Genomic DNA, 11,894 nt, shown 5'->3' with positions numbered 1-11,894 from the left:
CGGGGAAAGGTTCACATGGCTCAGTTCTCAGTGGAAATTATCCGCCGGCCCGGCTCACTTCTGGGTGGAAATCAACAGTAGTAGAGAAGGGAAGAACCTGAGTAGGGAACCCTGAGCAGATACCCCGCCAGAGCTCCCTGAGCAGAACTACCCGACAAGAGGTCATGACTATGAGTGAGATAACCAACCCTAGGTATTCCAGACCTATAGATGTGCATAGGTGGTCAGATCATCCAGAGGTGAAGGACCTGGTGGATAGGATCTGGGATGGGTTCTTGGGGGAGGCTATCAACGAGAAGGTTAGAGGGCCTAAGCCTAGGATGGGGTTCAGAAAGCAGTTAAGGGTGGTAATCCTGGACCTGTATGTGGCTTGGTTGGATGATCCTGAGCTGAGTATCGGGGTCTCGATGTCTGTCAATGCATGGGATACGAACTCTCGTTACAATGCCCTTCATATCTCCAAGAAGATCGTCCCGATCATCAAGGAACTGGACAAGGCTGGCCTGATCGACCTAGCCAAGGGTAGCTATGGTGGAGCAGGTGCCAATGGTAATCGAACCACACGGATAAGAGCATCCGAGAAGCTTCAGAGCTGGTTCGCCACGGCCAAGTTCGATCGAGAGGATGTCAGCCGGGCAGAAGGCGAAGAGATCATTGTCCTGAAGGGCGACAACAACAAGCCGATCGAGTACGAGGACACGCCCGAGACCAACCGATGGCGAGAGGAGCTTCAGGCATACAACGACCTGATTGCCAATTCCTTCATCGACATCCCCTCGCTTCAGGAACCTATCCTGGAGATCAGCAAGGAGTTACCGCCGGGGGTAACGGGTGGCATAGATGAAGTCAGGCGTATACGACTAGGGGATGCCAACAACCGGACCCGGCGCATCTTCAGCCGTGGTAGTTGGGACATGCATGGTCGGTTCTATGGCGGATGGTGGCAACAGATCGATAGCGACTGGCGTTCCAGGATCACGATCGACAATGAACCCACAATCGAAGCGGACTTCGAGGGGATGCATGTGGCCATGATCTATGCCGAAGAAGGGCTGGAACTGGGTCATGATCCTTACATGGTTGATGGGAAAACGTTCGCTGATTTGCCTCGAAAACTAGCGCGCAAGTTGGCCAAGCGGTTGGTGCTTACTGCGATCAACGCAAAGGAAAAATCGTCAGCTTACAAGGCGTTTCGGGAGAGTTTTTCTGCAGGTGATTTAGGCAAGTCATTTAGCAATGAAAAGCTGGACCTCCTCCTGTACGCCATTCTCGACAGGAACCCGTGCCTGGGGGACTACCTGTTCTCGGATCAGGGTATCCGGCTGATGCGGAAAGACAGTGAGATCACGTCCCTGATCCACAACCACTTCACCGAGAACGGCATCCCGGTTCTGTCTGTCCATGATAGCTATCTTGTCGATTGTCGGCATGTCGGAGAACTCAGGCAGGTCATGCGGGATGCGTCGGAGGAAGTCACGGGTAGGCCCCTCCGGTTGTCCTACAACATTCCAGGGCGCGAAGAGTTCGAGGATGTGGATGAACAGTTACTGACTAAGCATGTCCATGACTTGCGCTGGGCGGTCTACGAGAACGAACAGACTGCCTGTGAGGGGTATGTCCGGAGGGTGCTACGCTTCCAAGAACGAACGGGAAGGGTGATTGGTCCTTTTGTCTAGGAAAATTGGCCTGATGCCACAAAGGATCAGAAGGACAGGTTGTAGATCCTGGCCTGCTTAGGCAGGAAGAGTGGACCTACTTACAATCCAAGCTGTCACGTATCAGTCTCCTAAGCCAGCAGGTCGAACGTCTCCGCACCTATCTTGAGGTTGATCGAACTCTCCCCGCCTCCATCCACCAGGGCCCAGATGATTTGGCCGGTGGGGCGAAAAGTAACGAAGGCTTCCTCTATGGCATCCTCACCGGAGCGTTCGCCCTCGGCGTTTGCTGTATGGTTGAATTGAACCAGGAAGTCGCCCCTGGTGGCAGAGGGGATACCAAAGAGCAGCACGTCGCCCTCGGCGGCGTTGTAATCCTGCACCCAGTCCGAACCGTGGCCCGCGACGCCGACGTGAAAGAACTTGTCGGCCCCTGTGCCTCCGTTAACACGGTCGGACCCGAAGCCGCCATTGACGAAATCGTTTCCCGCATTCCCGAAAATGATGTCGGAAAAGGCAGACCCGTTGATGATATCGTCGCCATCTTGCCCGCGCAGGTCGTCAGCCCCGGCCCCGCCAGAAATGGTGTCATTGCCGCCCATGCCAAAGATCAGGTCGTTGCCATGGCCGCCATCCACACTGTCGTTGCCCTCCCCGGCAAAGATGACGTCTCGCAGATCGCTTTCACTGTCGCCGCCAATGATCGTGTCGTCGCCGTCGTCACCGACGAGGTTGTCAGTACCGTCGCCGCCGTTCAGCAGATCATCGCCGCCGCCGCCCTGGATGCTGTCGTTGCCATCGCCTCCCAGAAGAGAGTCGTGCCCGTCTTCTCCGATGATGCTGTCATTGCCGTCACCGCCATCGACATGATCGTCGTCTTCACCGCCGTTCAAAGTGTCGTTATCGTCGTTTCCCTCGAGCGTGTCGTTGCCGAGGCCACCGTGTAGTACATCGTTTCCAAGGCCACCGTTCAATGCGTCCGAACCGGCACCACCCTGCACGAAGTCCGCGCCCGAGAGGCCGCCTAGATTGTCGTCGCCGTCGCCGCCATCGATCGTATCTTCTCCCCTGCCGCCAATGAGAGTGTCATCGTCGTCGCCACCAAACAGGCTGTCATTGCCCTCATCGCCAAAGAGGAGGTCCGCACCGGCACCGCCTCGCAAGATGTCGTTGCCGTCGCCGCCCTCGAGGAAGTCAGCGCCGTTGTCGCCGCCCAGCACATCGCCCCCGCCATTGCCTTGCAAGGTATCGGGTCCGTCTCCACCGGAAATCACGTCGCCCATCGCCAGACCTGCGAGGTAATCGCCGTAGGCGGTCCCCTCTTGCAAGAAGCCGACCCGTTCGCCGAAGGGCGTCGGCGCGAGCGTGGTGATCGTGCCGCGCGGCCAGGATGTTTCCGCTTTCGTCGGTTGGCGACCAGATGGTGAGAAACCGCAAGTTCTGGCGCAGCGGGTCGACAAGGGCCGTGAACGTGAACGTGCCGCTCGATGCCGTGGTTCTCTGGCCCACGAGGTCGGAGATGACCGCGCTTTCGCGTTCGTTTCCATCGAAATCGAAAAAGATCACCTCTGCCGCGTCGATGATCCCGGACGTACCCCTGGGGCCGCCCTCGATAACGACAAGGACGGCAAAGCCAAGACCGGGCACCTCGGCCACCCTGGCTTCGACGAAACCGAACCCGAGAAAATCGTTTGTCAGTGTACGGATCGCGCCGGAGTCCGGTTCGATCAGATTGATCTGTATGTTGCCACGAATGTTGCCGCCTTCGGCAATGCTCTGGCGCTCTCGCGTGATGCCTACCTCGACAACCGAGTTGCCCACAGCGGTGTGAATACTTGACGAAAAATCGACATTCCTCGGATTGGCGTAGACCGGCACAAGACCATCTTCCGCAGTGAAGGATGTCGCCTCGATCAACTCGCCACGTGTTCCGCTGAAACTGAACGGAGCTACCAGTCCGAACCCGCCATCAAGGATGAAACTCGGGGCATCGGTGCGCAGCAGGACGGGCGGATCGAGCGGTCTGAGCGTGTCGCTGTCGACTCGGGAAAGAAAGAACCCCGCTTCGTCAAAGCCTTTCAGCCAAAGGTCGGGACTGCCGGGAATGGCCGAGAAGTTCGGTTGCGGGTCTAAGCTGCCCAGAAAGATCGTGGCCGGCAAGATGAACGCATCGGTTTCATTGCCGGATGCGTCGAACAGAGTTGCGTGGGTTCGACCACGTTCCGGGGAGGAATCGTTGATCTGCGACAGCACGGCAAAGCCGCCGCCGTCGCGCTCGACCATCGAAATGGCCCCATTCGCAAGGATTATGTCGGCGTCGATCCGGGGCGCACTACCGTCGGGTGCAACGCCAAAGACCGCCAGCTGCGCCGGCGCCGCGCCAACCCCGGCCAACAATGCGGCAAAGCCGCCGTCCGGCAAGGCCTGAACAGATCGGACGAAGAACGCATCGGCCGTGGATTCGATCTGGAAGGATGTCATGATCAACCCGTTTGAAGAGTCTCGGGTTGCCGGACTTGGGCCCGATCAGCGCAACGCTAGGCCCGCGCCCGATGTTGTGTCAATCGACTTCATGAACGAGTCTCTATAGCCCGCTATAGGTCTGGAATACCTAGGGTTGGTTATCTCACTCATAGTCATGACCTCTTGTCGGGTAGTTCTGCTCAGGGAGCTCTGGCGGGGTATCTGCTCAGGGTTCCCTACTCAGGTTCTTCCCTTCTCTACTACCTCTTATCCATTACTTATACCTATTAATGGGGAGGGATAACCTCTGATAAGAAGCCCTCTAGGTGGGGCATAAACAGGGGCATTCTCAGGACCCTAGGGATGCCTGACTACTTGCTCTGATGATCTTGAGAGAGATGGCTGGGGTGGTAGGATTCGAACCTACGGTACGCGGTACCAAAAACCGTTGCCTTACCACTTGGCTACACCCCAACGGTGAGCGGCTATCTACGCAACCTGTTTCGGCAACGCAAGGGGCGGCGGCGAAAAATGTCCGCCTCCCGATCACTTTTTTGATGTCCGTTTTCAGGTCGCGGTTTCGACCAGGATCGCGCCGTGGCGCCCGCCCGTTTCGACGGCCTCATGCGCGGCGGCGCTCTCTCCCAATGCATAGGTTTGCTGCACCGGAATCCGCAGCGCGCCGGCTGACAATGCCGCATGCAACTGGTCAATGGCCGCCGCGCGTTGGGGCGGGGTCAGCAGATAGACCAGCGCCATCTCCAGGGTCACCGCCTTGAACATGAGCGGGTAAAAGGGCAGTTCGGGGGCCATCGCCTTGGCCGAGCCATAGGCATTGATGCGCCCGTTCTCGGCGATCACGGCGGCGTCGGTGGCGACGTTCACGCCAAATTCCACCTCGACGATGCGATCCACCGGCTGGCCCTTGTTGGCGTCCAGAATCGCCGCCGCGAGGTCCGGCTCGGCATAGTCCAGCACCGCGTCCGCGCCCGCGTCGCGTACCCGATCCGCCGCGCCGCCGCCGGCGGTGGCGATCACTCGTGCGCCGCCCCATTTCGCCAGTTGCACCGCCAGATATCCGACCGTTCCCGCTCCGCCATGCACCAGCACCGTCTGGCCCGCGACCGGCCCGCCCGAAAACACCACATGCGATGCGGTCAGGCCGGGAATGCCCAGCACCGCGCCCGTCTCAAGGCTCACGCCCTGTGGCAGCGGCACCGCCTGGGCCGAGGGCAGGGCGATCTGTTCGGCACAGGTGCCCATGGCCCGCCGCCATTGCCCGTTCCACAGCCACACTCGCTGGCCGATCCGCGCCGGATCGACTCCATCCCCCACGGCCGAGATCACGCCCGACCCGTCGCTATGCGGCACGATCACCGGATAGGGCAGCTCGGTCACCCCGGCCCGCGCCCCGGCGCGCGCCTTCACGTCCGACGGGTTCACCCCCGACAGTGCCACATCTACCAGCACCTCGCCCGCGCCGGGGCGGGGCGGCTCCATCTCTTCGAGTGTCAGTACTTCGGCGGCCGGTCCAAAGCTGCGATAAGTGATGGCTTTCATGGTCGAGTTCCCGTTTTTTCCGTCACGTTTACCCTAGCGGGATCGGCGGCAAAGGCTAGGCTTGGGGGCAGGGAGGACGACAGATGCAAATCTTGCGCACGCCAGAGCACCGGTTCGACGGGCTCAAGGACTACGCCTTTGCCCCGCATTACGTAGAGACCGACGATACCGAGGGCGGCCATCTCCGGCTGCACTACGTGGACGAGGGGCGGCGCGACGCCGCTCCGGTCCTGATGCTGCATGGCGAGCCGACCTGGTCCTATCTCTATCGCCACATGATCCCGCAATTCTCAGCCAAGGGGTTCCGCGCGGTGGCGCCCGACCTGATCGGCTTTGGCAAATCCGACAAGCCGACAGAACGAACGGATTACACCTATGCTCGCCACGTCGCCTGGATGAGCGATTGGCTGACCCGGGTCGACCTGCACGGCATCACCCTGATCTGTCAGGATTGGGGCGGGCTGATCGGGCTCCGGCTTTGGGCCGCGATGCCCGACCGGTTTGCCCGGATCGTGATTGCCAATACCGCGCTGCCAACCGGCGACCAGCCGATGAACGATGCCTTCCGCGCCTGGCGCGAATTCAGCCAGTCGGTCCCCGATTTCCGTGCCGGGCGCATCGTATATGGCGGCACAGTCGGCAAACTGACCGACGAAGAGGTCGCCGCCTATGACGCGCCTTTCCCGGACGAGACCTACAAGGCGGGCGCGCGCCAGTTCCCAATGCTCGTGCCTGATGGCCCTGACAACCCCGAGGCCTCCACGAACCGCGCCGCCTGGCAGGTGATCCGCACATTACACACCCCGGTGCTGACCCTCTTCGGGGCCGAAGACAAGGTCATGGCCGGGATCGACCGGGTGTTCCAGAAACTTTGCCCCGGGGCTGCCGGTCAACCGCACGCGGTGTTGCCTGCTGCGGGTCACTTCCTGCAAGAGGACGTGGGCGACGATCTCGTCCGCCACACGCTCGATTTCATCGCCCACACCGGCTGACCGGGGCTCAGTCCCGGATCTCGTCCGTGTCCACGCCCCAGAGGTTCGATTTCAGCGCCCAGCCGCGATAGCCGCCCGCCGTGATCCGGCACCAGTCCGCCGTGCAACTGCCCAGCCGCGCCACGACGCCCAATTCGAAATGGGCGGCGATCTGCGAATTGGTGTCGGGGCGGTCGTAGACCGGCATCATGTCCTTTTCCACCAGCACCGTGCGCGCGCCCGACAGAAGCGCGTAATGCACCCAGCCGCCAGCGCCTTCGCGGTCCTGCACCTTGCGCCAGTGGCCGTATTCCGCGGTGATCTGCAACGGCATGTCGCGGCGTTTGAACACCCAGTCGACCCGATGGGTCAGCGACGGTCCGCGCCGCACGTTGCCCTCGGACGTCTTCATCGAAACATAGCGTGGCACGGGAAGGTTGGTCACCGCCCCACGCTTTTCCTCTTCGGCCCGCGCGCCCTGGGACAGTACGAGCGAAACCGCAAAAATTGCCGCCACCATGGGGCGTCCGAAACTGAATGAACCTGTCACTGCTTGCCTGCCAGTATGTTTGCCTGTCTCTCGAAAAAAGGCTGCGTCATTTGCGCATGGGGTTCTTGTGCCCCGCCTTCTCCTGCGCCACGATGCCATGGCGCGTGACCGTTTGAAAGCTGTGGGAGGGCTCAAGTGCCAAGAGAACGTCTGAGTGTTGTCGTAACGCGACGGTTGCCCGAGGTGGTCGAAACCCGCCTCAGCGAGCTTTTCGATGTCCGTCTGCGCGATGACGACACACCGATGACCCGCGACGAGCTGGCCGCGGCCATGCGCACGTGTGACGTGCTGGTGCCGACCCTGACCGACAAGATAGACGCCGGTCTGCTGGCCCAGGCCGGAGAGCGGCTGCGGCTGATTGCCAACTACGGTGCGGGCGTCGATCATATCGACGTGGCCACCGCGCGCCAGCGCGGGGTGCTGGTGTCGAACACGCCCGGCGTGCTGACCGACGACACCGCCGACATGACCATGGCGCTGATTCTCGCCGTCACCCGCCGCATCCCCGAAGGGCTGGCGGTTATGCAAAAGAACGAATGGACCGGCTGGGCGCCCACCGCGCTCTTGGGCGGTCGTGTCGGTGGACGTCGGCTTGGCATTCTCGGCATGGGCCGCATCGGTCAGGCCGTGGCCCGCCGCGCCAGCGCCTTTGGCATGCAGATCCACTATCACAACCGCCGCCGCCTGCGCCCCGAGATCGAGGAATCGCTCGAGGCGACCTATTGGGAAAGCCTCGACCAGATGATCGCCCGGATGGATGTGATCTCGGTCAACTGCCCTTCGACACCTTCGACCTTTCACCTGATGAATGCGCGGCGGCTCAAGCTGATGAAACCCTCGGGCGTTCTCGTCAACACCTCGCGCGGCGAGGTGATCGACGAAAATGCGCTGACCCGGATGATTCGTTCGGGCGAGATCGCGGGGGCGGGGCTCGACGTCTACGAACACGGCACCCAGGTGAACCCGCGCCTGCGCGAACTGCCCAATGTCGTGCTGCTGCCGCATATGGGCTCGGCCACGCTCGAAGGCCGGATCGAGATGGGCGAGAAGGTGATCATCAACATCAAGACCTTCGCCGACGGGCACCGTCCGCCCGATCAGGTGGTGCCGGCGATGCTCTGAACCGCCAAGGGGGCAGAGTCGAACAGCCTTAGATTGTATCGTCCCCGCTTCGCTGTCAGGATGGACGCGGAAACGCGACAGCAGGGAGAGTGACGATGCGAACGGGTATGATGGCGGGCCTCTGGCTTTCGACGCTTGCGGCAGGGGCCGCACTGGCGCAGCAAGAGGCTGACACGGTGGCCCCTGAAGGGGCGGCAATTGGTCAGGTCAGGCCCTTCTCGGCCGTGGTCGAGGCTGCGCAGGCGGCCAAGGAGGCGGGTCAACCGGTCGAGGCGCAGAACTGGATGGTTGCCGCCGCCAACCCGCTGGCGGTTATGGCCGGGGGCAATGTGCTGCGCCATGGCGGCACCGCCGCCGACGCCATGGTCGCGGTACAGACCGTGCTGGGTCTGGTCGAACCGCAAAGCTCAGGGCTCGGCGGCGGCGCCTTTCTGGTATGGTACGACGGAAACACCGGCCAGATGACCACGCTCGACGCCCGCGAAACCGCCCCGCGCGAAGCAACGCCGACCCTGTTCCAGGACGACACCGGCGCGCCGCTGAAATTCTTCGACGCCGTGGTTGGTGGCCTCTCTGTCGGCACGCCGGGCACGCCCGCCTTGCTGGAAGAGGCACACCGCCGCTGGGGTCAGGCCAATTGGGGGTCTCTGTTTGGCGATGCGATCTGGCTGGCCGAAAACGGTTTCACCGTCTCGCCGCGCCTTGCCGGTCTGGTCGAGGAAGACGCCGAAAGGCTCGGCCGCTTTCCCGAAACGGCTGCCTACTTCCTGCCCGGTGGCGAGGCCATCAAGGCCGGTGATACGCTGAAGAACCCCGCTTATGCCGCCACCCTGCGGGCGCTGGCCGCCGATGGGTCGGCCGCCTTCTATGGCGGCCCCATCGCCGCCGATATCGTGCGCACCGTCCGCAACGCCGAGGGCAATCCCGGTGTCCTCTCGGGCGCCGATCTGGCGCTTTACCAGGTGATCGAGCGCGAGCCGGTCTGCGCCAGCTACCGCGCCTACGAGGTTTGCGGCATGGGACCGCCCTCGTCGGGGGCGCTGACCGTGGGCCAGATCCTGGGTATGCTCGAGTCCCATGACCTGGCGGCGCTGGGGGCTGAAAACCCCGAAAGCTGGCGGCTGATCGGCGATGCCTCGCGCCTCGCCTTCGCCGACCGGGGCCGCTACATGGCCGACAGCGATTTCGTGCCGATGCCCACCAAGGGGCTGGTCGACCCCGCCTATCTGAAATCGCGCAGCGAGCTGCTCGCCGGTCCCAACGCGCTGGAGAGCGCAGACCCCGGCAACCCCGAGTTTGACCATGCCTCGAACTGGGCGAACGACATTTCGCTCGAACTGCCCTCGACCTCGCATATCTCGATCGTGGACCGCTATGGCAACGTGCTGTCAATGACCACCACCATCGAAAACGGCTTTGGCTCGCGGCTGATGACGAACGGTTTCCTGCTCAACAACGAGCTGACCGATTTCTCGTTCAAGACCCATGACAATGGCGTGCCCATCGCCAACCGGCTGGAGCCGGGCAAGCGCCCGCGCTCGTCTATGGCACCCACCATCGTCATGCAGGACGGCAAGCCGGTGCTGGCCATCGGTTCGCCCGGCGGCAGTCGCATCATCGGCTATGTCGCCCGGTCAATTATCGCCTGGGCCGATTGGGGCATGAACGTGCAACAGGCGCTGAACGCGCCGCATCTGGTCAACCGCTTCGGCACCTATGATCTGGAAGAAGGCACCGATGCAGCGGCGATGGAAGAGGCGCTGACCGGCCTCGGCTACAAGGTCTCGGTGCGCGCGCTGACTTCGGGCCTGCACGCCATCGAGATCGGTGAAACCCTCAAGGGCGCCGCCGACCCGCGCCGCGAAGGAATTGCCATGGGCGAATAAGCCGGTCGGGGTTAGTGGGTATTGACCCGCAAGCCCCCGGCTCTCTACTTAACACATGAACCTTGGTGGGGCTGGCCCGCCGGGGCCTTGGGGGGACAGACATGGCTCAGATCACCGCATTGCCGCGCAACGATACCGGCATCGAAACCGTGATCGGCATCCTGAAACAGCGCTTCGGCGACCGGGTACAGACCGGCCAGGCGATCCGTGAACAGCATGGCCACACCACCACCTGGATCCAGAACCAGCCGCCCGATGCGGTGGTCTTTCCCACATCCACTGCCGAAGTGTCCGAGATCGTCAAGACCTGCGCCGAGCACAAGGTGCCGGTGATCCCCTTCGGCACCGGCACCTCGCTCGAGGGGCACGTGAATGCCCCCGCCGGCGGCATCTCGGTCGACCTGATGCAGATGAACAAAATTCTCGCCGTGCACGCCAGCGATCTCGACTGCGTGGTTCAGCCCGGCGTCACCCGCGAACAGCTCAACACCCACCTGCGCGACCAGGGCCTGTTCTTCCCGATCGACCCCGGCGCCAACGCCTCGCTGGGCGGCATGGCCTCGACCCGGGCCAGCGGCACCAACGCGGTGCGCTATGGCACGATGAAGGACAACGTTCTGGCGCTCGAAGTGGTGATGCCAGACGGCGAGATCATCCGCACCGCGCAGCGCGCCAAGAAGACTTCGGCAGGTTATGACCTGACCCGGCTGATGATCGGGGCCGAGGGCACGCTGGGCATCATCACCGAGATCACCCTGAAGCTCCAGGGCATCCCCGAGGCGATCTCGGCCGCCCGCTGCTCTTTCCCGACGGTCGATGCCGCCTGTCAGGCGGTGATGACCACGATCCAGTTCGGCATCCCGGTGGCGCGGATGGAACTGCTCGACGTGATCGCGGTGCAGGCGGTCAACGCCTATTCCAGGCTCGACCTGCCGGAAACGCCGCTGTTGCTGCTGGAGTTTCACGGGTCCGAGGCGGGCGTCGCCGAACAGGCCGAACTCTTCGGCAGCATCGCCGAAGAAAACGAAGGCAGCGGATTTGCCTGGACCACCTCGACCGAAGAACGCAACCGGCTGTGGAAGGCGCGGCACGAGTTTTACTGGGCCTCGCTGCAATTGCGCCCGGGTTGCACGGCGCTGGCCACCGATGTCTGCGTGCCAATCTCGCGGTTGGCCGATTGCGTCAACGCCGCCACCGCCAAGGCCGAGGAGCTGGGCCTTTTCGCACCGCTGGTGGGCCATGTGGGCGACGGCAATTTCCACATCTCGCCGCTGATCGACAAGGATAACCCGGACGAGGTGGCAAAGACCGAGGACTTTACCGCCTGGCTGGCCGAGCTTGCCATCTCGATGGACGGCACCTGCACGGGCGAGCATGGGATCGGCCAGGGCAAACGCGCATACCTGAGTCGCGAACTGGGCCAGACCCCGCGCTACATGGCGGCAATCAAGGCCGCGCTCGATCCGCTAGGCATCATGAATCCGGGCAAGATTCTCTGATCGCATCGCAACAGCACCCCACCCTCCGGGGGGAGTATTTGGCGCGAAATGAAGACCGGATGTCCCTTCATCTCGCCAAAAATACTCAAATGCACCGACGTCCCGGCCCAGCGTGCCGGGCGTTGTCTGGGCAGAGGTCGGTTTTGCGCGTTTTTGCGTCGGATGAACTTGGCGTAACACGCGCGGCT

Annotated in this window: 9 protein-coding genes and 1 tRNA gene; 5 read left to right on the top strand and 5 right to left on the bottom strand. The window is 62.4% G+C overall.

Annotated features, from left to right (window positions below; all coding sequences use genetic code 11):
* The first annotated feature begins 170 nt into the window (after nt 1-170).
* Nucleotides 171-1,676, top strand: a complete 1,506-nt coding sequence (locus G0P99_RS24395) for a hypothetical protein (protein ID WP_164133103.1) — start codon at nt 171-173, stop codon at nt 1,674-1,676.
* 110 nt (nt 1,677-1,786) lie between these two features.
* On the opposite strand, the gene G0P99_RS24390 is transcribed toward G0P99_RS24395, so the two are convergent.
* The 4 genes from G0P99_RS24390 to G0P99_RS24375 all read right to left on the bottom strand — a co-directional run bounded on the left by G0P99_RS24390 (nt 1,787) and on the right by G0P99_RS24375 (nt 5,678).
* Nucleotides 1,787-2,938 carry a calcium-binding protein gene (locus G0P99_RS24390; RefSeq protein ID WP_164133102.1) on the bottom strand — a complete coding sequence of 384 codons (1,152 nt, stop codon included), beginning with the start codon at nt 2,936-2,938 and terminating at the stop codon, nt 1,787-1,789.
* Nucleotides 2,850-4,136 carry a hypothetical protein gene (locus G0P99_RS24385; RefSeq protein WP_164133101.1) on the bottom strand — a complete coding sequence of 429 codons (1,287 nt, stop codon included), beginning with the start codon at nt 4,134-4,136 and terminating at the stop codon, nt 2,850-2,852. Before G0P99_RS24385 ends, G0P99_RS24390 begins: the two co-directional genes overlap by 89 nt.
* 381 nt (nt 4,137-4,517) lie before the next feature.
* Nucleotides 4,518-4,592, bottom strand: a tRNA-Gln gene (locus G0P99_RS24380).
* A 93-nt stretch (nt 4,593-4,685) separates the two neighbouring features.
* A complete protein-coding gene (locus G0P99_RS24375) occupies nt 4,686-5,678 on the bottom strand; it encodes an NADPH:quinone reductase (protein WP_164133100.1) in 993 nt (330 codons plus the stop codon).
* Between the two features lie 83 nt (nt 5,679-5,761).
* Here G0P99_RS24375 and G0P99_RS24370 point away from each other — a divergent pair, with 83 nt between their 5' ends.
* Nucleotides 5,762-6,670, top strand: a complete 909-nt coding sequence (locus G0P99_RS24370; RefSeq protein ID WP_164133099.1) for a haloalkane dehalogenase — start codon at nt 5,762-5,764, stop codon at nt 6,668-6,670.
* A gap of 7 nt (nt 6,671-6,677) precedes the next feature.
* Here the strand turns inward: G0P99_RS24370 and G0P99_RS24365 are convergent, their stop codons facing one another.
* Nucleotides 6,678-7,169: an SH3 domain-containing protein gene (locus G0P99_RS24365; protein ID WP_164133098.1), complete on the bottom strand. Its 492-nt coding sequence runs from the start codon at nt 7,167-7,169 to the stop codon at nt 6,678-6,680.
* 165 nt (nt 7,170-7,334) lie between these two features.
* Here G0P99_RS24365 and G0P99_RS24360 point away from each other — a divergent pair, with 165 nt between their 5' ends.
* From G0P99_RS24360 to G0P99_RS24350, 3 genes are all read left to right on the top strand, one after another.
* Nucleotides 7,335-8,321 (top strand): D-glycerate dehydrogenase, encoded by a 987-nt coding sequence (locus G0P99_RS24360; RefSeq protein ID WP_164133097.1) that lies wholly within the window; start codon nt 7,335-7,337, stop codon nt 8,319-8,321.
* Nucleotides 8,322-8,416: 95 nt separating this feature from the next.
* Complete coding sequence (gene ggt, locus G0P99_RS24355; protein ID WP_164133096.1) at nt 8,417-10,207, top strand: gamma-glutamyltransferase; 1,791 nt, start codon at nt 8,417-8,419, stop codon at nt 10,205-10,207.
* A 101-nt stretch (nt 10,208-10,308) separates the two neighbouring features.
* Nucleotides 10,309-11,706, top strand: coding sequence for an FAD-binding oxidoreductase (locus tag G0P99_RS24350; RefSeq protein WP_164133095.1), 1,398 nt, complete (start codon nt 10,309-10,311; stop codon nt 11,704-11,706).
* Nucleotides 11,707-11,894 lie beyond the last annotated feature (188 nt).

The organism is Ruegeria sp. PrR005, from assembly GCF_010500245.1.
Taxonomy (GTDB): domain Bacteria; phylum Pseudomonadota; class Alphaproteobacteria; order Rhodobacterales; family Rhodobacteraceae; genus Ruegeria_B; species Ruegeria_B marisflavi.
This window is presented reverse-complemented; position numbering and strand designations above follow the sequence as displayed.